This window comes from Citrobacter sp. Cpo032 (assembly GCF_030332975.1).
Classification (GTDB): Bacteria; Pseudomonadota; Gammaproteobacteria; order Enterobacterales; family Enterobacteriaceae; genus Citrobacter; species Citrobacter portucalensis.
In genome coordinates this window covers 193,432-213,970 of the sequence record NZ_JAOWGU010000034.1, presented here as the reverse complement: position 1 = coordinate 213,970, position 20,539 = coordinate 193,432, and the positions used below count along the sequence as shown (strand labels likewise).

General features: G+C 54.2%; 20 protein-coding genes. 9 read left to right on the top strand and 11 right to left on the bottom strand.

The window, feature by feature from the left end:
• Positions 1–2 precede the first annotated feature (2 nt).
• The 4 genes from OGY33_RS03055 to fimA form a co-directional block, all read right to left on the bottom strand.
• Complete coding sequence (locus OGY33_RS03055; RefSeq protein WP_191238786.1) at positions 3–2,618, bottom strand: fimbrial biogenesis usher protein; 2,616 nt, start codon at positions 2,616–2,618, stop codon at positions 3–5.
• 7 nt (positions 2,619–2,625) lie between these two features.
• Positions 2,626–3,318, bottom strand: a complete 693-nt coding sequence (gene fimC, locus OGY33_RS03050; protein ID WP_008784004.1) for a type 1 fimbria chaperone FimC — start codon at positions 3,316–3,318, stop codon at positions 2,626–2,628.
• 41 nt (positions 3,319–3,359) lie between these two features.
• Positions 3,360–3,893: a type 1 fimbrial protein subunit FimI gene (gene fimI / locus OGY33_RS03045; RefSeq protein ID WP_048214759.1), complete on the bottom strand. Its 534-nt coding sequence runs from the start codon at positions 3,891–3,893 to the stop codon at positions 3,360–3,362.
• A gap of 77 nt (positions 3,894–3,970) precedes the next feature.
• Positions 3,971–4,525, bottom strand: a complete 555-nt coding sequence (fimA, locus tag OGY33_RS03040; RefSeq protein WP_032934356.1) for a type 1 fimbrial major subunit FimA — start codon at positions 4,523–4,525, stop codon at positions 3,971–3,973.
• 575 nt (positions 4,526–5,100) lie between these two features.
• Here fimA and folD point away from each other — a divergent pair.
• From folD to OGY33_RS03025, 3 genes are all read left to right on the top strand, one after another.
• Positions 5,101–5,967: a bifunctional methylenetetrahydrofolate dehydrogenase/methenyltetrahydrofolate cyclohydrolase FolD gene (gene folD, locus OGY33_RS03035; RefSeq protein ID WP_003831112.1), complete on the top strand. Its 867-nt coding sequence runs from the start codon at positions 5,101–5,103 to the stop codon at positions 5,965–5,967.
• 1 nt (position 5,968) lies between these two features.
• A complete protein-coding gene (gene ybcJ, locus OGY33_RS03030; protein WP_003831111.1) occupies positions 5,969–6,181 on the top strand; it encodes a ribosome-associated protein YbcJ in 213 nt (70 codons plus the stop codon).
• Positions 6,182–6,306: 125 nt separating this feature from the next.
• Positions 6,307–6,831: a metal-dependent hydrolase gene (locus OGY33_RS03025; protein WP_048214760.1), complete on the top strand. Its 525-nt coding sequence runs from the start codon at positions 6,307–6,309 to the stop codon at positions 6,829–6,831.
• 77 nt (positions 6,832–6,908) lie between these two features.
• Here OGY33_RS03025 and cysS read toward each other — a convergent pair whose 3' ends face one another.
• Complete coding sequence (cysS, locus tag OGY33_RS03020; protein WP_003831109.1) at positions 6,909–8,294, bottom strand: cysteine--tRNA ligase; 1,386 nt, start codon at positions 8,292–8,294, stop codon at positions 6,909–6,911.
• A gap of 173 nt (positions 8,295–8,467) precedes the next feature.
• Here cysS and ppiB point away from each other — a divergent pair, with 173 nt between their 5' ends.
• From ppiB to mnmH, 5 genes are all read left to right on the top strand, one after another.
• Positions 8,468–8,962, top strand: a complete 495-nt coding sequence (gene ppiB, locus OGY33_RS03015) for a peptidylprolyl isomerase B (RefSeq protein ID WP_003021875.1) — start codon at positions 8,468–8,470, stop codon at positions 8,960–8,962.
• Between the two features lie 2 nt (positions 8,963–8,964).
• Positions 8,965–9,687 carry a UDP-2,3-diacylglucosamine diphosphatase gene (gene lpxH, locus OGY33_RS03010; protein ID WP_191238787.1) on the top strand — a complete coding sequence of 241 codons (723 nt, stop codon included), beginning with the start codon at positions 8,965–8,967 and terminating at the stop codon, positions 9,685–9,687.
• 238 nt (positions 9,688–9,925) lie between these two features.
• Positions 9,926–10,435 (top strand): 5-(carboxyamino)imidazole ribonucleotide mutase, encoded by a 510-nt coding sequence (gene purE / locus OGY33_RS03005; protein ID WP_048226215.1) that lies wholly within the window; start codon positions 9,926–9,928, stop codon positions 10,433–10,435.
• Complete coding sequence (gene purK / locus OGY33_RS03000) at positions 10,432–11,499, top strand: 5-(carboxyamino)imidazole ribonucleotide synthase (RefSeq protein ID WP_149607762.1); 1,068 nt, start codon at positions 10,432–10,434, stop codon at positions 11,497–11,499. Before purE ends, purK begins: the two co-directional genes overlap by 4 nt.
• Positions 11,500–11,595: 96 nt before the next feature.
• Positions 11,596–12,681 (top strand): tRNA 2-selenouridine(34) synthase MnmH, encoded by a 1,086-nt coding sequence (gene mnmH / locus OGY33_RS02995; protein ID WP_048214763.1) that lies wholly within the window; start codon positions 11,596–11,598, stop codon positions 12,679–12,681.
• Here the strand turns inward: mnmH and OGY33_RS02990 are convergent, their stop codons facing one another.
• From OGY33_RS02990 to ybbA, 6 genes are all read right to left on the bottom strand, one after another.
• Positions 12,682–13,341 (bottom strand): methionine ABC transporter permease, encoded by a 660-nt coding sequence (locus tag OGY33_RS02990; RefSeq protein ID WP_003831085.1) that lies wholly within the window; start codon positions 13,339–13,341, stop codon positions 12,682–12,684.
• Positions 13,334–14,350 carry a virulence-associated ABC transporter ATP-binding protein SfbB gene (sfbB, locus tag OGY33_RS02985; RefSeq protein WP_032942581.1) on the bottom strand — a complete coding sequence of 339 codons (1,017 nt, stop codon included), beginning with the start codon at positions 14,348–14,350 and terminating at the stop codon, positions 13,334–13,336. The genes OGY33_RS02990 and sfbB overlap by 8 nt, the downstream gene beginning before the upstream one ends.
• A 63-nt stretch (positions 14,351–14,413) precedes the next feature.
• Entirely contained in the window at positions 14,414–15,244 is an 831-nt protein-coding gene (locus OGY33_RS02980; RefSeq protein WP_191238788.1) for a MetQ/NlpA family ABC transporter substrate-binding protein, read from the bottom strand.
• Positions 15,245–15,504: 260 nt separating this feature from the next.
• Positions 15,505–16,638, bottom strand: a complete 1,134-nt coding sequence (locus OGY33_RS02975; protein ID WP_048214766.1) for a porin — start codon at positions 16,636–16,638, stop codon at positions 15,505–15,507.
• A gap of 186 nt (positions 16,639–16,824) precedes the next feature.
• Positions 16,825–19,239: a putative ABC transporter permease subunit YbbP gene (gene ybbP / locus OGY33_RS02970; RefSeq protein WP_191238789.1), complete on the bottom strand. Its 2,415-nt coding sequence runs from the start codon at positions 19,237–19,239 to the stop codon at positions 16,825–16,827.
• Positions 19,236–19,922: a putative ABC transporter ATP-binding protein YbbA gene (ybbA, locus tag OGY33_RS02965; protein WP_008783992.1), complete on the bottom strand. Its 687-nt coding sequence runs from the start codon at positions 19,920–19,922 to the stop codon at positions 19,236–19,238. The genes ybbP and ybbA overlap by 4 nt, the downstream gene beginning before the upstream one ends.
• On the opposite strand from ybbA, the gene tesA reads away from it, so the two are divergent.
• Positions 19,893–20,516 (top strand): multifunctional acyl-CoA thioesterase I/protease I/lysophospholipase L1, encoded by a 624-nt coding sequence (gene tesA, locus OGY33_RS02960; protein WP_032932667.1) that lies wholly within the window; start codon positions 19,893–19,895, stop codon positions 20,514–20,516. The two genes, ybbA and tesA, sit on opposite strands and share 30 nt — an antisense overlap.
• Positions 20,517–20,539 lie beyond the last annotated feature (23 nt).

Below are 20,539 nucleotides of genomic sequence, written 5' to 3'. Positions count from 1 at the left end.
TATTATTCCTGTCGCGCCGTTGGAGATTCGCACGTCACGTTCGTGAGCGTCACCGCCTGTTTCAGACTCTCCTCAGGCAAGGCATAGTGCGCCACGCAGCGAGCGTTAGCGCTTTCCCCCCATTGGATCAGCAATTCGCCTTTTAGCGGTAAGCCGCTCAGGTAGATTTGTCCGTCTTCGCCCACCATACTGGTCACGCCGCTGGTGTTTTCACGCACAACGGATCCAAATGGCACAGGTTTACCTGCATATTTCGCGGTTATCAGCGCCCGCACGCCGATACGTGTATCAAACGCTGCTCGCACCAATGCCCCTTGCGTTGGCACGACGCTGCTAACGTTATTTTCCACATCGGTATTGTTGTTCATTGAATTGGTATCTAACGCGACGCGGTTATAGCGATAAACGGTGGCATACGGCATCACCGCGTATCCGCGCCAGTCGGTTTGCACGCCGGTCTGGTTTTCTATCCGCACACCCTGCGCGCCAGGTGCTTTAACCAGCACATTGGTGTCCCCCAGCGGCTGACTGAGGGTAATACCGTCCGCATGCCCCACCACGCCGCCGGAGAGCTGCCAGTTATAGTCATGTTGATCGCGATCGTAGTTGTATCCCACGCCCAGCGTGCCATAAGCCGCCTGCCAGTTGGCGCTGGCGTTTCCGCTGTAACCGTTGGTGCTGCTGTGCCCCTGATTCACGCTGTAGCTCAGGTTGCGTCCATCCAGTAATGTACCGCCGATCCCGCTCTGCCAGCTGTTTTGTCCGTTGCTGTTGCGGTTGGCATTAAAAGTGGCGTAGGTGCGATCGAGTGCGTTATCACGCGAGTAGCGCCGTCCACTTAGCAGGCTGAACGGCACTGACATATTGAATGCCAGAATACGGTCAGTGTCGGAGATGCCTACCGATTCATTCCACGACCAGGAGAGTGAATAGCTAATTCCCTGCCAACCGCTGGCATAGCCCACCTGATACCAGGTATTGGTGTCTGAGGTATTCCAGTACGTTTGCTGACTCCCCGAAACATACAGCGAGCCGTAGTCTCCCAGGTTCTGCGAAATGTTAATCTGGAAGCGGCCCTTTTTGCTGTAACTCAGGTTGTGGTAACTCTTCACATCGGGCACGTCGTGGCGATTGCCTTCGCTGTCGTATTCATACCCTTCCATGCTGCGATACGCGACGTCATCAAGGGTATAGAAGCCGCGCGTTGAGTAGCGATATCCCAACAGCTGGAAGTTTGTACCAAAGTTGTTCAGCGATTTTGCATACAGAAAACGCAAAGACTGCCCCTGATGCGTACTGTCATCCGCCAGTTGACTGCGCGCATGGGTTAAATCCACAGAAACCGCCCCCCAGTCCCCCAGGTTTCGGCCGGTGCCTAAAACTACCGCGGTGTAACGTGAGGCCAGCTGCGTACCGCCATAAGCGGTGTAGCCTTCTGGTAACCCGGCAATTAATGTTCCCTGGAAAAAGAACGGTGAAGATTGCTGGCTATTGCCGCTGCGAAAATCCCCGGCAACCACGTCGTATTTGAAACGCCCTTCTCGTTGTAACAAGGGAACCGTGGAGTACGGCACCGTATAGCGCTGCTGGCTGCCGTCCTTTTCGTCCACCGTCACCTCAAGGTCACCGCTGGATGACGTCGGGTTGAGATCGGCTATCGAAAAAGCGCCCGGTGACACATAGCTTTGATAAATCACATAGCCATTCTGACGAATGGTCAGTTTCGCTGCGGTACGCGCAATGCCACGAACGGTTGGCGCGTAGCCCTGTAAGCTGTCGGGATACATACTGTCTGAGGAATAGAGCCGCGCCCCACGAAATCCGACGCTGTCAAAAACGTCGTTGCCGGTGTTGCTGTCGCCCATCACCAGTTCACCCTTCAGCGGGATAATCGCGCGCTGAAGCCATGTACCGATATTTTTCCAGCTTTGTGAGTGGTATCCGTCACCTTTGGAATAGCTCCATGCGCCGTTATTTCTCAAGCGCCAGGGGCCATAATTCAGGCCACTGAGCATACTTAAGAAATAGCTGTCAGTGTCACTGCCGCGGCTGCCGGTAAAGCTGTAATTGACCAGCGCAGCCGGGATCCCTTCATCCCACTCCTCCGGCGGAATATAGCCACGCGCGCTGTTTAACATTGACGCCTGCGGCAGGCTGACGTTTAAGCGCAGGGTAGAAAAATCAAATGCAATCTCACTGCCTGGAATCGCCTCCGGTAGATTGATGCAGGTATCGTTCGGATCCTTACTGAGTGCCGGAAATGCAGCGATATTGACGCCAAGGCGCTTCACCCAGTCGAGTCCAAAACACGGCATCAGCCCACCAGACTTCTCCCCGGCTTTTCCCGCACTGCTCGTAAAACGAATATCCTGAGTAGCAACAAACTCATCGTTGCGCCAGATATCCACACGATAAACACCTTCAGGCTGATGATTGCCTTTTTCAAAACGTGATAAATCCGCCACGGTTGCCGTATCCGCAGATAAAAAGGCCGGATTAAAATAGCTTTCCCCATGGCTTAAAGAGGGAAAGAGCGCCGCCAGCGTGGACAACGCCACCCCCGCCAGCGGTGGCGTAACCCCCGGTAACAGGCCAGGAAAATACGTTGTCTTATTCATCGTTATCTCAACGCACGCTAACCGTTTGGGCCGGAGTCACGGCACCATAATCATTGACCGTCTGGAACGTGACGTTGCCCTGAACGCCCGTTGGTAGCAGGACCTGCGCATCACTTTTCGGCGCGACCATCACGTTATCAACCTTCGTTTTCCCCACGTTGAGATTGACCAAGGTGACGTAATACGCTGACGGATTATTGATTTTCAGGTGGTTGCCGGTACGGGAAAATTTCAGCATCCCGGGCGCATCTTCCGGAATTTGCGGCAGATTATTCGGACGGACAAAAAGCTTGATGCGGGACAGAATCGCCAGTTGCAGAACGTTTTTACCCTCAAGGCTGTTTTTATTGACTGACGGAATGGCTTTCACATTCATCCAGAACAGCGATTCACGGTCTTTGGGCAGCGGAACACCTGCATAGATGATACGCAGCGTGTTTTCGCTTTTGGGTTCGCTGACGAACAGCGGAGGCGTAACCACAAACGATTTTTCTTTAACGCCTGCGCTATTCTCGATCCATGAATTGACCAGGTAACGTTCTTTGGTATCACTATTGCTAATAGACAGGGACGTTTGTTTGGCATCGGCTGGATAAATAACGCGGGTGGCGCCTAATGCAATGCCTCCGGCAGCCTGAACACTGGCAGCAGAAAATAAGGCCAGTAAAAGGATAAAACCTGATTTTAGATAATTAAACATAGCTACAAATACCTTTGGTGTGATTATCGTTGGGAAATTAATCAGGGATAAACCAACGTAAACCACACGTCTGAACGAAGCGTTCCCGGCGTTATATTTTCCGAGACAGCCCGATAACGAGCAGTGAAATGAAACGTCATCTCTTGCGTTATAATCGGCGCATAATGAAGCGGCAGCGCATTCGGAATAATTTGCTGTTGGCGCTCATCAAATAACGCCAGACCGATCCCCGAAGCCGCAGACGCATCACCACTAGCAAGAAAAACCTGCGGATCTTCTGCTGGTGTCACACCTGCAAACGCAATCCCAACGTGGTCGTAAACATCGGAGCTGCATGACGTTAAGCGCAGTGAAAACGGCACGCTGGTCGAGGCAAAGCTTCCCGTCCCGGAGAAAGCATTGGTGCGATACTGCCCCATTTGCACCCGCAAATTTTGGCTGTCGGTAGCGACCGTACAGGCACCATTGACGAGCTGCCCCCGTAAGTGAAGGCGGCCACTTTCCAGTATTACCGTATGTGCAAACACAGGCAGTACGCACAGCATTCCCGCCAGCGCCACGCCTTTCCCTATCATCTGCCGCATCCTTCATCATCCCCGGAAATTGCCTCATCCAGTGAGGCGAACGTCATCCTTGCGCAAATCAGAACGGCTTATTCGTACTTCATAATGAACGTCGCGTCGGCATTTGCCTGACCCGGCGTAGCGCTGGTGGCTGTGGCTTTGTAACGCGCAGAGAAACGCAGGGTGTTGGTCCCTTCTACCAGCGCCTGAGCTGTAGAGAAGGTGGCTCCATCCGGCTTCAGCGCGGTGGACGTATTGTCCAGGATTTCAATCCCGACACCGCTGGCAGTAGTACCGTTATCTGCAGAAGTGACAGCCAGCAGGTTGTTGTTGGTAATATCGGATTGACCAGAGAAAGCCACGGCTGCGGTTGCGGCAACTTTCGGGTCACAGTCGTTTAGCACGATTGAGAACGGAATTTGCGCCGTTGTATCGCCAACTGCGGTAAAACTGGCGGTACGATACTGGCCTAAGGTGACAACCTGATCGGATGACTGAGTACTGACTGCACAGGCTGCATTGACCAGTTCACCTTCAAAATGCACAGTACCGCCGCTAACGCTTACCGGATCGGCTGCAACCGCTGCACCTGCAACTAACATCAGGCTGGCAATAACAGAAGAGGTCATTAATTTACGTTTCATGGATTTCCCTTGAATTACACACATCCGGCTCCGGCGTCCTGCGGGATCCGTTTGAATCATTATCGACATTAAATGTCAGGCTAATTATCTCTGCATCCTGTAAAGATATATATCGCAAGAGAATTAGCTAACCTTTTACCCCAACTCTCCTGAGTATTTGATTCACTAATTAATCTTCGCGAATATGACTATTCGTCACAGGGTTAAATTAAACATTTCAATTAATGAAAAATACCTGCAAATCCTTTTATTGACCCTGGCCAATTCTTATTGGGACCTAAGAAAAATCTGGGTGAATATTACTTAAATGCTCCCATAAAGGTACGTAACAGACTGGTTTATGGCGCATTACCCCTGAAAACACCAGGGTGATGAATTGTTTCATTCACGTTAATTTTAATTCGCATGCTCATTAATTACCTGGGAGACTTCAGCCTCTGTGCTGATCCCATGCTCTGACCATGGCACCCGTTATCGCACGTAAAAACGCAAACGAAAACTGACAGCACGCCCCGCTTCTGACAAAATAGTGACATCCCCTTCGGTTTAACGTAACAGACGGAATTCTCTCTCTGATGGCAGCAAAGATTATTGACGGTAAAACGATTGCGCAGCAGGTGCGCTCTGAGGTTGCTCAAAAAGTTCAGGCGCGTTTAGCGGCTGGATTACGCGCCCCAGGCCTGGCTGTTGTGCTGGTAGGTAGCAACCCGGCTTCGCAGATTTATGTTGCGAGTAAACGCAAAGCCTGTGACGAAGTGGGGTTTGTCTCCCGCTCCTATGACCTGCCTGAAACCACCAGCGAGGCGGAGCTTCTTGAGCTGATCGATACGCTCAATGCAGATACCACCATCGACGGTATCCTGGTACAACTGCCGTTGCCGGCGGGTATCGACAACGTGAAAGTGCTGGAACGTATTGCACCGGATAAAGACGTTGACGGTTTCCACCCGTATAACGTCGGTCGCCTGTGCCAGCGCGCACCGCGTCTGCGCCCATGTACTCCGCGCGGTATCGTTACCCTGCTTGAGCGTTACAACATCGATACCTACGGTCTGAATGCCGTGGTCATTGGTGCCTCGAATATTGTCGGTCGCCCAATGAGTATGGAGCTACTGCTGGCTGGCTGCACCACCACCGTCACCCACCGATTCACTAAAGATCTGCGCCGCCACGTAGAAAATGCTGACCTGCTGATTGTTGCCGTCGGTAAACCGGGCTTTATTCCTGGTGAGTGGATCAAAGAAGGTGCGATTGTGATTGATGTCGGCATCAACCGTCTGGAGAATGGTAAGGTTGTTGGCGATGTGGTCTTTGACGATGCGGCCGCACGAGCGTCATATATCACGCCGGTCCCCGGCGGCGTAGGCCCAATGACGGTCGCCACACTTATCGAAAACACGCTGCAGGCGTGTGTTGAATATCATGATGTAAAGGACGTTTAAGATGGCCACATTTTCACTGGGTAAACACCCACACGTTGAACTCTGCGATTTGCTGAAGCTGGAAGGCTGGAGCGAAAGCGGCGCCCAGGCAAAAATTGCTATTGGCGAAGGGTTAGTGAAGGTCGATGGCGTTGTTGAAACGCGTAAACGCTGCAAAATCGTTGCCGGACAGACCGTCAGCTTTGAAGGCCACAGCATTAACGTCGTGGCGTGACCCTAAGTGCCGGATGAGGTTAACACCGTATCCGGCCACTTCCCCTTCTCGTTTTCAGATAATGACTTCATCCCCACTTCACAGTGAACTGATAGCATGTTGTTTTTCCTCACGAAGCGATCATCATGCCCACTATCGTTACCCACGCGGCCGTTCCGCTCTGTTTAGGGTTAGGTCTCGGACTTAAAGTCATCCCCCCACGATTACTGTTTGCTGGCGTCGTTCTGGCCATGCTGCCAGATGCCGACGTGTTGTCATTTAAGTTCGGCGTCGCCTACGGCAATGTGTTTGGTCACCGGGGTTTTACCCACTCACTGCTGTTCGCCTTCGTGGTACCGCTGCTCTGCGTCTTGATTGGCCGACGATGGTTTAAGGCGGGATTGATTCGCTGCTGGCTATTCCTGACGGTTTCACTGCTGTCGCACAGTCTGCTGGATTCTGTCACCACCGGCGGCAAAGGCGTCGGCTGGCTGTGGCCGTGGTCGGATGAACGCTTTTTCGCGCCGTGGCAGGTGATTAAAGTCGCGCCGTTCGCGCTGTCACGCTACGCCACGCCGTACGGGCACCAGGTGATCATGTCGGAGTTGATGTGGGTATGGCTGCCGGGAATCGTAATGATGGGTGTGCTGTGGTGGTATCGGAAATATTAATCTGCCGGATGCGACGCGATGCGTCTTATCCGGCCTACACGGCCCGGTAAGCGTAAGCGCCACCGGGCATTACAGAGTTACTTACGACGCCAGGTGGTACCCTGCGGGCCGTCTTCCAGCACGATGCCCATCTCGTTGAGACGGTCACGCGCGGCGTCAGCTGCCGCCCAGTCTTTCGCCTTACGCGCATCCAGACGCTGTTGGATTAACGCTTCAATTTCAGCGACTTCACCGTCATCCGCCTGCGCACCGCTTTGCAGGAACGCTTCTGGATCCTGTTCCAGCAGGCCCAGTACGCTGGAAAGCTTACGCAGATGCGCAGCCATGCCGTTAGCCGCCGCCATATCTTCACCCTTCAGACGGTTTACCTCACGTGCCATATCAAACAATACGGAGTAGGCTTCCGGGGTGTTGAAGTCGTCGTCCATCGCTTCAATAAAGCGCGCTTCAAAGGCTTCGCCACCGGCTGGCGCAACGGATTTGTCGGTGCCACGCAGCGCGGTATACAGACGCTCCAGCGCAGAACGCGCCTGCTTGAGGTTCTCTTCGCTGTAGTTTAACTGGCTACGGTAATGACCAGACATCAGGAAGTAGCGAATGGTTTCGGCGTCGTAGTATTTCAGCACATCGCGAACGGTAAAGAAGTTGCCCAGCGATTTGGACATTTTCTCGCGGTCAACCATCACCATCCCTGAGTGCATCCAGTAATTAACGTACTCACCGTCATGCGCACAGGTGGACTGAGCAATTTCGTTTTCATGGTGCGGGAACATCAGGTCCGAACCGCCGCCGTGAATATCGAAATGGTTGCCCAACTGTTTGCAGTTCATCGCCGAACATTCGATGTGCCAGCCCGGACGGCCCGCGCCCCACGGAGACGGCCAGCTCGGCTCGCCTTCTTTGGACATTTTCCACAGCACGAAGTCCATCGGGTTGCGTTTCACATCAACCACGTCAACGCGTGCGCCTGCCTGCAGCTGATCCAGATCCTGGCGCGACAGCTGGCCGTAGTTCGGGTCAGTCGGCACGTCGAACATCACGTCGCCGTTATCGGCAACATAAGCGTGACCTTTGGCAATCAGCTGTTCAGTGATTTCGATAATTTCAGCGATATGGTGCGTAGCACGCGGCTCCAGATCCGGGCGCAGAATATTCAGCGCATCGAAATCGCTGTGCATTTCCGCGATCATTCTGTCGACCAACGCCACAAAGCTTTCGCCGTTTTCATTCGCGCGCTTGATGATTTTGTCATCGATATCGGTAATGTTGCGCACATACTTCAGCTTATAGCCGAGGAAGCGCAGATAACGCGCAACGACGTCGAAAGAAACGAAGGTACGTCCGTGGCCAATATGACAGAGATCGTAAACGGTAATACCACACACGTACATGCCGACTTCCCCGGCATGAATAGGTTTGAATTCCTCTTTTTGGCGCGTCAGTGTATTAAAGATTTTTAACATCGAAGATTCCGTGTAGACGTGTGTGGATAGTAAAGTCTGTATAATACCCATAATTTAGACCGGAAGCAGCACACTTTGCGAGGTGATCGCAGCTTGCGGTTATGCTATAACACACCCCTAACTCTGACCCTTGACGGGGTCGAAGCACCAATCTATCGGAACAGGATGCAAAAATGGTTACTTTCCACACTAATCACGGCGATATCGTAATCAAAACGTTTGATGATAAAGCGCCTGAAACAGTTAAAAACTTCCTGGACTACTGCCGCGAAGGTTTTTACAACAACACCATTTTCCACCGTGTTATTAACGGTTTCATGATCCAGGGCGGCGGTTTCGAGCCAGGCATGAAGCAAAAAGCCACGAAAGAAGCGATCAAAAACGAAGCGAACAACGGTCTGAAAAACACCCGTGGTACGCTGGCGATGGCGCGTACTCAGGCTCCGCACTCCGCAACCGCACAGTTCTTCATCAACGTTGCAGACAACGACTTCCTGAACTTCTCCGGCGAAAGCATGCAGGGTTGGGGTTACTGCGTGTTCGCTGAAGTTGTTGAAGGCATGGACGTGGTTGATAAAATCAAAGGCGTTTCCACTGGTCGCAGCGGTATGCATCAGGATGTGCCAAAAGAAGACGTTATCATCGAAAACGTGACCGTCAGCGAGTAATCGTGGCGACACTGTTTATTGCAGATCTTCACCTCTGCACAGAAGAACCGGCGATCACCGCCGGTTTTCTGCGTTTTTTAGCCGGTGATGCGCGAAAGGCCGATGCGCTATATATTCTTGGCGACCTGTTTGAAGCCTGGATTGGTGACGACGATCCTAATCCGCTGCATCGTGAAATGGCCGCGGCGATAAAATCACTGACTGATTCCGGCGTTCCCTGCTTTTTTATTCACGGCAACCGTGATTTTCTGCTCGGTAAACGTTTTGCCCGTGCGAGCGGCATGACCTTGCTTCGCGAAGAAAAAGTGCTCGACCTGTATGGCCGCAAGGTGCTGATCATGCATGGCGACACCTTATGCACCGACGACGCAGGCTATCAGGCATTTCGCGCCAAAGTGCATCAACCCTGGTTACAGAAGCTGTTCCTCGCTCTGCCGCTGTTCGTTCGCCAGCGAATCGCTGCGAAAATGCGTGCCAACAGCAAAGCAGCCAACACCACCAAATCGCTGGAAATCATGGATGTGAATCAGCAGGCCGTGATTAGCGAGATGGAAAAACATCAGGTTCAGTGGTTAATTCACGGCCATACCCACCGCCCTGCCGTCCACAAACTTACGGCCAATGAGCAACCCGCTTTCCGCGTGGTATTAGGCGCATGGCACACCGAAGGTTCGATGATCAAAGTCACCCCTGACGACGTTGAACTGATCGCCTTTCCGTTTTAATTCTGCAGATACCCAGTTCCTCTTTACACAAAACTATTCGAGTTGCATCAAAGCGGCAAATCTGTGAGTCCCCTGGAGCTTACAAAAGTAAGTGACTGGGGTGAGCAGATGCAACCAACAAAGAGGCAGCTTGAAGAGTGAAGTGCAAAGCGCGCAATCGTTTTCCTTGGCGGTGAATTATGCTATTCTCTGTGGCCTCAAAAGTCGAGTGTAGTGCACCACAGGAGTTTTCAGACGCATGTCTTCCCGCAATAATCCGGCGCGTGTCGCCATCGTGATGGGGTCCAAAAGCGACTGGGCTACCATGCAGTTCGCCGCCGAAATCTTCGAAATCCTGGACGTTCCGCATCATGTTGAAGTCGTCTCCGCCCACCGCACCCCAGACAAACTGTTTAGCTTCGCCGAAAGCGCTGAAGAGAACGGTTATCAGGTGATTATTGCCGGGGCCGGTGGCGCAGCGCATTTGCCTGGCATGATTGCGGCGAAAACGCTGGTGCCAGTTTTGGGCGTTCCGGTGCAAAGCGCAGCGCTGAGCGGCGTAGATAGCCTCTACTCTATCGTTCAAATGCCGCGCGGTATTCCGGTCGGCACGCTGGCGATCGGCAAAGCGGGGGCGGCAAATGCGGCCCTGCTGGCAGCACAAATTCTGGCAACACACGACAAAGAACTGCATCAGCGTCTGGCTGAGTGGCGTAAAGCGCAAACCGACGAGGTGCTGGAGAACCCGGACCCGCGAGGTGTCGCATGAAGCAGGTCTGCGTACTTGGCAACGGACAGCTAGGGCGCATGCTGCGCCAGGCCGGTGAGCCACTGGGCATAGCGGTCTGGCCCGTCGGGCTGGACGCTGAACCGGCTGCGGTCCCTTTTCAGCAAAGCGTGATCACCGCTGAGATTGAGCGCTGGCCGGAAACGGCACTCACCCGCGAACTGGCACGCCACCCGGCGTTTGTTAACCGCGACGTCTTCCCGATTATTGCCGACCGTCTGACGCAAAAGCAGCTTTTTGACAAGCTCGGTCTGGCGACCGCGCCATGGCAACTGCTGGCAGATAAAAGCGAATGGTCTGCGATATTCGACAAACTTGGCGAGCTGGCGATTGTGAAACGTCGCGTCGGCGGCTACGACGGACGTGGACAGTGGCGCTTGCGCGCAAATGAAACTGAGCAACTGCCGGACGACTGCTACGGCGAGTGCATCGTCGAGCGGGGAATCAACTTCTCCGGAGAAGTCTCACTGGTTGGCGCTCGTGCGCACGACGGCAGCACCGTTTTCTATCCGCTGACCCATAACCTGCATCAGGACGGCATTCTGCGCACCAGCGTGGTGTTCCCGCAGGCTAACGCCAGACAGCAGGAACAAGCTGAAGCAATGCTCTCTGCCATCATGCAGGAGCTGGGCTATGTCGGCGTGATGGCGATGGAGTGTTTCATCACCCCGGAAGGTCTGCTGATTAACGAACTGGCTCCGCGCGTGCACAACAGCGGGCACTGGACGCAAAACGGCGCCAGCATCAGCCAGTTTGAGCTGCATCTACGTGCCATTACCGACCTGCCGTTACCGACGCCGGTGGTGAACCACCCTTCGGTGATGGTAAACCTGATTGGTAGCGACCTGAACTACGACTGGCTGAAGCTGCCGCTGGTGCATCTGCACTGGTATGACAAAGAGGTGCGTGAAGGGCGTAAGGTGGGTCACCTGAACCTGAGCGACAGCGATACCGCGCGCCTTAGCGCGACGCTGGAAGCGCTTATCCCCCTGCTGCCGCCGGAATATGCCAGCGGTATTATCTGGGCGCAGTCAAAGCTGAAATAAGCCAATAATGCCGGGGAGTTGATTTTATCCTTCCCCGGCCCCTCCTCTGGCGCGTAAAATCCCCTCCATTGCTGTTTTGTATTTTCAGGATCAAACATGAACGATGGAACGGACTACCGCGCAATTTTGCTTGCCGGTACGCCTTTAATCGATGTACGCGCCCCCGTGGAATTTCAGCAGGGCGCAATGCCGGGCGCAATCAACCTTCCCTTAATGAACGATGACGAACGTGCCGCCGTGGGTACCTGTTACAAACGCCAGGGGCCCGAAGCCGCCCTCGCGCTCGGCCATCAACTGGTCTCGGGGGAGACCCGCCAACAGCGCATGCATGCCTGGCAGGATGCCTGCCGTCAAAATCCTGCAGGCTATTTATGCTGCGCGCGTGGCGGTCAGCGTTCGCATATTGTGCAGCAGTGGCTGCATGAGTCCGGCATTGACTATCCTCTGATTAAAGGCGGTTACAAAGCCCTGCGCCAGGCAGTGATACAGCTGACTGAAGAATTAGTGCAAAAGCCGATCGTCTTAATTGGCGGCTGTACCGGGAACGGCAAAACCCAACTGGTGCAACAACAGCCAAACGGTGTGGATCTCGAAGGTCTGGCGCACCATCGCGGCTCCTCGTTTGGGCGCACCGTTGAACCTCAATTGAGTCAGGCGAGTTTTGAAAACCTGCTGGCGGTTGAAATGCTCAAAACCGATAGCCGTCAGGATTTACGTCTGTGGGTACTGGAAGATGAAGGCCGCATGATCGGGGCTAATCATCTGCCCGAATGCCTGCGCGAGCGCATGACCCAGGCATCAATTGCAGTGGTGGACGATCCTTTTGAGCGTCGTCTGGAGCGACTACGCGAAGAGTATTTCGTGAAGATGCACCACGATTTTACCCACGCTTATGGCGAGAGCCAGGGCTGGCAGGAGTACAGCGAGTATCTGCACCACGGCCTGTTTGCTATACGCCGTCGTCTGGGTTTACAACGTTTTGCCGAGCTGACCACCCTGCTCGACGAGGCTCTGCGCGAACAGCAGGCAACGGGCAGCACCGACGCCCATATGGGCTGGCTGGTACCGTTGCTCAACGAATATTACGACCCGATGTATCGTTATCAGCTGGAAAAGAAAGCCGCGAAAATCGTTTTTCGCGGCACATGGCAGGACGTTGCCGACTGGCTTAACGCACAGTGATCAGTGTCTGTCGCGCTTATCTGCGCGTTTTGCCAGCCAGTCACCCAGCACCTGAACGACCTGCACCAAAATAATCAGCGCCACCACAGTGACGATCATGACCTGGGTTTCGTAGCGGTAATAACCAAAGCGAATCGCCAGGTCGCCGACTCCACCGCCGCCAACGATCCCGGCCATCGCGGAGTAACCGATCAGACTCACCAGCGTTATCGTCAACCCACGCAGCAGACCCGCGCTCGCTTCAGGTAACAGAACGGTGCAGATGATGCGCATCGGGCTGGCACCAAACGCTTCCGCTGCTTCAATAATCCCTTTATCGACTTCACGTAGCGCGCTATCAACCAGACGGGCATAGAAGGCGATTGCCGCCACTGAGAGCGGGACCGACGCCGCAATCGGGCCAATGGTATTCCCGAGCAAAAACTGGGTTAGCGGCAGCAGCAGAACCAGCAGGATCACAAACGGTACCGAACGAATGATATTCACCAGCACGGAGCTGAGCAGATACACAAAACGGTTTTGCCAGAATAAATGCCGGTCGGTGACGAAAATCAGAAAACCGAGCGGCAGACCACCAATAATTGCCAGCACCGTAGAGATGCTCAGCATCTGGAAGGTTTCATTAAACGCCAGCGTCAAATCAGGCAATAAATCATCCACGAATCACCTCCACCTGTGCAGTACGTTGACGAATATGTTCCACGGCGACTTCCACCGCTGAAGGGTTATGCGGCGCGGTCAGCTGCACGACCAGAATCCCCAGCGCACGTTCGCCAATATATTCAATTTTGCCGTGCAGAATGTTCACCGCCACGCCAAATTTAACCGCGACTTCTGACAACACCGGCTGTTCCGCCGAATCACCGATAAACAGGATTTTTAGCAACTGACCAGGCAGATGCTGGCGCAGACGCTCGGGCAGCGTCAAATTGAGGGTATGCGACACCAGCTGCTGGGTGAAAGCGTGCTGCGGGTGAGCAAAAACGTCAAACACCTCACCAGACTCCACCACCTTGCCACCGGACATCACCGCCACGCGATCGCAAATCGATTTGATCACGTTCATCTCGTGAGTGATCAGCACGATTGTGATCCCCAACTGTTGGTTGATCTGCTTAAGCAATGCCAGAATCGTGGCTGAGGTTTCGAGGTCCAGCGCCGAGGTAGGTTCATCACACAGCAGCACATCCGGGTGATTGGCAATCGCGCGGGCAATACCCACACGCTGCTTTTGCCCACCGCTGAGCTGAACCGGAAAGCGGTTCGCCTTGTCTGACAGCCCCACCAGCGCCAGGATTTCGCTTACGCGCGGACCAATTTTACTGCGCTCCCATCCGGCAGCCTTCAGGCTAAAGGCGACGTTTTGCGCCACGGTACGGGTATGCATCAGGTTAAAATGTTGAAAAATCATACCGATACGCTGACGGGCTTTACGTAGATGCCCCCCTTCCAGCGCGGAAATTTCTACGCCGTTCACCTTCACGCTTCCCTGGCTCGGACGCGTTAAGGCGTTCAGGGTGCGCAGCAGCGTACTTTTCCCCGCGCCGCTGGTCCCGACAATGCCAAATATCTCACCTGCGCCAATGCGCAAGCTAACGTCATCAACCGCCCGGGTTGATGGTCCACGGCCTGCGCTAAAATCCACGCAAACCTTTTCTATCTCAATCATATCCACCTCAGAAATGCGAAAAGGGCAGTCGTCGCTGCCCCTGTTAACCCTTGTGCGCAGCGATTATTGGGCTGCCGACATCCATTCCGGTTTCTGGAAGGCGCTGTAGATATTTTGCGGATCGTCGATCACCGCGCGATACGCCGGAGATTTCACCGCCTCAACAATATCTTTCGCGAACGGTTTATCCGCATCTTCAGTGCGTACCGCGATGATATTTTTCAGATTTTCGTCCAGGTGCTCTTGCTTGATGGCGCTGGAAAGATCCAGTTTTGCCGCCACGGCAAAGTTACCGTTGACCAGCGCGCCGGTCACACCGTCCAAAGTGCGCGGCAGCTGTGCCGCTTCCAGCGGTTTAAACACCAGCCCTTTCGGGTTGCTGGCGATATCGCGCTCGGAGGCTTTCGTTGGATCAATATTGTCTTTGATGGTGATAAGGCCAATAGACTGCAGGAAACGCAGACCGCGAGCCAGGTTGGTGGGATCGTTGGAAAGCGTGATCACATCCCCTTTTTTCAACTCATCCAGGCTTTTGATTTTATGTGAGTAAAACCCCATTCCGGCCGTCGGGACCACAATCAGCTTGCTCAGCTTCAGGCCTTTATCGGCGGTGAATTTGTCAAAATAGAGCGAATGCTGGAACAGGTTAGCATCAATGCTACCGTTGGAGAGCGCCATGTTTGGCTGCACGTAATCGCTGAATTCGCGCACCACTACCTTATAGCCTTTCTCTTTCAGCGTGGGGGCAATGGCCTGTTTCACCATATCACCGTATGGCCCAGGCGCGACGCCAAACACGATTGTGTGCGGGTCACTGTTCGCATGAGCAAACTGTAATCCACAGGCCAGTAACAGCGCCCCGGTCGCGACGCGTAAACTCTGACGCAATCCCATATTTTCTCCATTTTAACGTTGTGGTGTCATGTCTCACGCCGTTCATGCGGCGTTGTTCTCGTTGGCCTGATAACAGGCAGATTTCTAACATGACACAGATCACAACCTGCTGTCCTTGAAATTATTTCATGATGTTGCAGAGTATGTTTTTAAATGTGAGAAGGTATGAAAAAGCCGGATGTCGGCACAAGTGCCTTATCCGGCCTACAACAGCTTTCTTAGGCCCGATAAACGCAAGCATATCGGGCGGCAGGCGTCGATTAGAAGTCGTAACGCAGACGAACCAGGTTCATGTCACCCAGATTGTCGGTGCTGGAGGTAAAGACGTGTTCGTAATCAACACGGAAACCGTAATCCAGCTGGAAGCTGATCCCTACGCCGTTGTCGGTACGCAGGTAGTTACGGCCATTCACGTACTCAATACGGTCGCCCATAAAGTAAGGCTGAACGGATTTCAGCGCATATTGACCCACCGGGAAGGTGTAACCGGCGAAGTATTCCAGACCCCAGGCGTCACCGGCAAAGTAGTCGTTAACAGAGACTTTTTTGGTGGTCATGAAGTTTTGATACCAACCGCCGCCCATCGAGAAGGTCCAGTTGTCCGGTTTCCAGCTCAGCGCGGTACCGACGATGTTTTGATCGTAGGTTTTGCTGGTGTTGCCACGCATTTCCGCGCGAGTGTAGTTCCACGCCGTACCCCAGGTCAGGTCATCGGTAATGTGATAATCCACACCCAGTGAGCCGCCGCCTTTACGCTTGTAGCGCAGACCGTTGTTCGGGTTGTAATCATCGCTGAACAAATAAGATGCATAGAGATCAACATCCCCCACCGTTTTCTTATACTTCAGAGATTTACGTGTACGATAGGAACCGTCATAGTCGCCATTAATACCGTTACCTGGAGCCTGACCAATCATGTCATAGTCCCAGATATCCGTTTTCGCACCGACTACATCATAGTAAATGCTGTTTTGTTGACCGAAGGTCAGCGTACCCCAGGTTGCACTCTTCAGACCGGTGTACAACATACGACGCGTGGTATCGTTGGCACCGTCAGCGTAGTGGTTATCCCAGTTGAACATCGCCGGGAAGTTAACGCCCAGCTCGTAGTAGCTCACCCAACTAATATCATCAAACAGATAGTAGTCAGCGGCAAAGCGGAAACGTGTACCGCCATCGAAGCCATTACGTTTGTAGCCATTCTTACCATCGTCACCGGCCATATTCTGGAACTGCGGACGAATACTGCCGCCGACGGTGAAGTTAAGACGGCTCAGCGGGTTGCCCGCTTGCGGATCTTGTTTCAGGACCGTGATTTCCGCCTGTGAAGCGAAAGTCGTTAATGCCACTGCTGCGCCGATCGATACCGCCAGCGCTGTTTTTTTTATAGTCATTATTTATACCTTGATAGATAGCCTGCCAATTATTCAGCACACAAATATTAACGTTTATTAATACTCTCGTGTTGTTGGGTTTTTATTGTTCTGTGCTGTTAAATATCAAGGAGTTATCAATTTGTGCTACATAGAAAAAAAGACGCACCGATTTTAAAACCGGTGCGTAATCATCACAAATATGAATTAACTACTGAACTGACGGAACAGCGCTTTACCTTTTAGCAGACGTGAACCGAGCCATCCGCCGCATAAAGAGAGCAGCAATGCTCCACTAAATGGTAATACTACCCACAGTCGCCAGTCTGGCCCCCACGGGAAATCAAACACTTTGGTTTGCAGTACCGCCAACGCTGTTTCCGCACCGATGGCCGCCACCAGTCCGGCAACCATCCCGAGCATGGCGAACTCGCACCACAGCGTGGTACGCAGCAGCTTCTTACCGGCTCCCAGCGTGCGCCAGACCACCAACTCCTGATGACGTTGACGCATCCCCACCTGAACCTGCGCCAACAGCAACAACATGCCGCAGGCGGTAACCAGCACAACCATCACTTCCAGCGCTCTACTTACCTGCTCCAGCACCTGCCCTACCTGTTTGAGGATGGCGCCAATATCCAGCAGGCTGATGGTCGGGAATTCGCGGTTAAGCTGCGTCAACATGCCGTTGCCGTTCTCCCAACGAAAGCTGGTTAACCAGCTCTGGGGCTGATCGTCCAGCGCCCCGGCAGGGAAAATAAAGAAGAAGTTAGGCCGCAGGCTTTCCCAGTCCACTTTACGCAGGCTGCTGACCGTGGCGCTGAAATCCTGGGTATCGCCCATAAAAGTCACTCGATCGCCGAGTTTGACGTTCAGCCGTTTCGCTAACCCCTCTTCCATCGACACTTCACCCGCTTTTGGCGGCCAGCCTCCGGCAGTTATCGGGTTATGATCCGGTCGGGTATCCTGCCAGGTCAGGTTAAGCTCGCGGTTCAGCGCCTCATCCTGATTGCCTTCGGTCGGCTTCTCATTGATCGCCGTCAGACGCGCCCGTACAATCGGATAGAACGATTCCGGGATCACCTGATGTTCCGACAAGAAAGCCTTCAGCGGAACCACCTGCTCGGTGGCAATGTTGATCAGATAATAGTTCGGGCTTTCCGGCGGCATTTGCTGCTGCCAACGGTCGAGCAGATCGCCGCGCAGTACCAGTAACAACGCCAGCAGCATAAAGGAAAGCGAAAATGCCGATAGCTGGCTGAGCGTTGACCACGGCTGGCGCAACAGTCGACTGACCGCCAAACGCAACGGCAGCGAGGAGAGCGTCAGACCACGCAGCACGTTGAGCAGCATCCAGCCGAGCACCCCGCACAACAGCGCCAGTACCACCGCACCAGCCAGTACCGCCCACAGCAGCGGACTTCCGCCCATCAGTCCAGCAAGCAGTGCAATCACGACTATCACTACCACCGGCAAATAAAACTTCAGCGGCCAGACGTTTGCCACCACGTCACGGCGCAGCACCCGCAGCGGCTGCGTCGCCAGCAGCAGGCGGTAAGGGCGTAACCCGACCAACAGCGAAATCACCGTCATGGTGCCTAGTGCCCATAGCCACGGCCAGGGGCTGGCAGGCGGTAGTTCTCCAGGCAGAACCGGCTTGAGCAGTAGCACCAGCACGCGCTCAAATAGCAGTCCGAACAGCCCGCCGGTCAAGCCAGACAGCGCCAGCACCATCAGCCATTGACCAACAATCAGCCTGCGCAGTTGCGCTCTGCCCGCGCCGAGGGTTTTCAGAATAGCCACCAGATCGTAACGGCTGCGGCAATAATGGCTCATCGCCACAGCAACCGCGGCGACCGCCAGCAGCAGCGTTAACAGCGCCGACAACAGCAGGAACTGTTGCGAACGCTCCAGAGATTTCCCAAGCGCGCCTTCATCCTGCTCCAGCCCGTACCAGCGCTGTTCAGGCTTTAGCTGCGGCAACAGCCATTTTTCGTAGGCGTCCAGTTGCTGCGGCGTTCCGCCAAATTTATAGCGCCAGGTCACGCGGCTTCCCGGCTGGACCGCCGCCGTTTTTTCGACATCCGCCATGCTCATCATCAGACGCGGTGCTATCTGGAACGGATTAAAACCAGAGTCCGGCTCCTGCACCACCTCCCCGGCAATGCGCAGCGTGGCATCACCGACGTCAATAGAATCACCGATTTTTAGATTGAGCAGCGCCATCAGACGCGGGGCCAGCAACACCATGCCCGGCTGTGGTTTCAACCCCGGTGGATTAGTTTGTAACGTGCCGTACATCGGATACACGTCATCCACCGCTTTGACATTCGCCAGTTGCGGCGTATCCCGGGCAAAAGTCATGGTCGCAAAAGTCAGCTGCTCGCCGACTTTCAAACCCCGCTGTCGCGCCTCGTCAATCCACGCTTTCGGCACGGTACGCGAACTTTGTAGCGACCGATCGCCCGCCATAAACTCACGGCTTTGCTGGCTCAGCCCTTTTTCCATACGGTCGCTGATATTGCCCAGCGCCAGCACACAGGCTACCGCCAGGCTTAGTGCCAGCCAGACAATCAGTAATGAAGGCGAGCGCCATTCGCGCCAGAACCAGCGTGCAATCATGCCTCCTCCTGCAACTGTCCATTCACCAGACGTAAGCGCCTGTCGCAACGCGCCGCCAACTGCGGGTCATGCGTCACCAGAATCAGGGTGGTGCCGTGTTCCCGGTTCAGAGAAAACAGCAGGTCGGCTATTTTGTCTCCGGTCTGGCGATCGAGGTTGCCTGTCGGCTCATCGGCAAACAGCACATCCGGACGCCCGTTAAACGCTCGCGCCAGCGCCACGCGCTGCTGCTCCCCGCCGGAAAGCTGGGCCGGAAGATGATCAAGACGTTTTCCCAGTCCCAGTTGTTCCAACAGCGTTTTTGCCCCGTCACGACTTTTTCCGCTATTTTCGCCGCGCAACAGCGCGGGCAGTTCGACGTTTTCCAGCGCGTTGAGGGTCGGAATTAACATGAATGACTGGAAGACAAAACCCACGTGCCGCGCCCGCAGCTGCGCCCGGGCTTCTTCGTCCATGGTGTGCAACGCCTGCCCCACCAGGCTGACTTCACCGCTGGTGCCATCGTCCAGCCCGGCGAGGATCGCCAGCAGCGTGGATTTCCCCGATCCCGACTCGCCAATCAGCGCAATGGTCTCGGCGCGTTTGACAACCAGTTCAACTCCGGTAAGGATGGATAGCTCATGATCACCCTGACCGACGGATTTCTTAAGATGATGAACTTCAACAATGTTTTCCGCTGGCATTGGCCTTTCCTGTTCCTGGTCCTGTTAACTTTCCGCGCCGCCGCAGCGGACACGTTATTAATTCTGGGTGACAGCCTGAGCGCCGGATACCGAATGTCCGCCAGCGCCGCGTGGCCTGCGCTACTTAATGATAAATGGCAAACCAAAACGCCAGTGGTGAATGCCAGCATTAGCGGCGACACCTCGCAGCAGGGCCTGGCCCGTCTGCCTGCATTACTCAAGCAGCACCAGCCGCGTTGGGTACTGGTCGAACTTGGCGGCAACGATGGCCTGCGCGGCTTTGCGCCTGCGCAAACCGAACAAACCCTGCGCACGATTTTGCAGGACGTGAAAGCGGCAAATGCCGAACCGCTATTAATGCAAATTCGTCTGCCGGCAAACTACGGTCGCCGTTATAATGAAACCTTTAGCGCGATTTATCCAAAGCTCGCCAAAGAGTTTGATATCCCTCTGCTGCCCTTTTTTATGGAAGAGGTTTATCTGAAACCCCAGTGGATGCAGGATGATGGTATTCATCCTAACCGTGACGCCCAGCCGTTTATCGCCGACTGGATGGCGCAACATCTCACACCTCTAGTAAATCACGACTCGTAATTCAACGGAGATCCTGACAGGTA

Coding starts and splice junctions, on each gene's coding strand:
- OGY33_RS03055 (WP_191238786.1), bottom strand. CDS start 2,618: ATGAATAAGACAACGTATTTTCCTGGCCTGTTACCGGGGGTTACGCCA.
- fimC (WP_008784004.1), bottom strand. CDS start 3,318: ATGTTTAATTATCTAAAATCAGGTTTTATCCTTTTACTGGCCTTATTT.
- fimI (WP_048214759.1), bottom strand. CDS start 3,893: ATGATAGGGAAAGGCGTGGCGCTGGCGGGAATGCTGTGCGTACTGCCT.
- fimA (WP_032934356.1), bottom strand. CDS start 4,525: ATGAAACGTAAATTAATGACCTCTTCTGTTATTGCCAGCCTGATGTTA.
- folD (WP_003831112.1), top strand. CDS start 5,101: ATGGCAGCAAAGATTATTGACGGTAAAACGATTGCGCAGCAGGTGCGC.
- ybcJ (WP_003831111.1), top strand. CDS start 5,969: ATGGCCACATTTTCACTGGGTAAACACCCACACGTTGAACTCTGCGAT.
- OGY33_RS03025 (WP_048214760.1), top strand. CDS start 6,307: ATGCCCACTATCGTTACCCACGCGGCCGTTCCGCTCTGTTTAGGGTTA.
- cysS (WP_003831109.1), bottom strand. CDS start 8,294: ATGTTAAAAATCTTTAATACACTGACGCGCCAAAAAGAGGAATTCAAA.
- ppiB (WP_003021875.1), top strand. CDS start 8,468: ATGGTTACTTTCCACACTAATCACGGCGATATCGTAATCAAAACGTTT.
- purE (WP_048226215.1), top strand. CDS start 9,926: ATGTCTTCCCGCAATAATCCGGCGCGTGTCGCCATCGTGATGGGGTCC.
- purK (WP_149607762.1), top strand. CDS start 10,432: ATGAAGCAGGTCTGCGTACTTGGCAACGGACAGCTAGGGCGCATGCTG.
- mnmH (WP_048214763.1), top strand. CDS start 11,596: ATGAACGATGGAACGGACTACCGCGCAATTTTGCTTGCCGGTACGCCT.
- sfbB (WP_032942581.1), bottom strand. CDS start 14,350: ATGATTGAGATAGAAAAGGTTTGCGTGGATTTTAGCGCAGGCCGTGGA.
- OGY33_RS02980 (WP_191238788.1), bottom strand. CDS start 15,244: ATGGGATTGCGTCAGAGTTTACGCGTCGCGACCGGGGCGCTGTTACTG.
- OGY33_RS02975 (WP_048214766.1), bottom strand. CDS start 16,638: ATGACTATAAAAAAAACAGCGCTGGCGGTATCGATCGGCGCAGCAGTG.
- ybbP (WP_191238789.1), bottom strand. CDS start 19,239: ATGATTGCACGCTGGTTCTGGCGCGAATGGCGCTCGCCTTCATTACTG.
- tesA (WP_032932667.1), top strand. CDS start 19,893: ATGAACTTCAACAATGTTTTCCGCTGGCATTGGCCTTTCCTGTTCCTG.
- ybbA (WP_008783992.1), bottom strand. CDS start 19,922: ATGCCAGCGGAAAACATTGTTGAAGTTCATCATCTTAAGAAATCCGTC.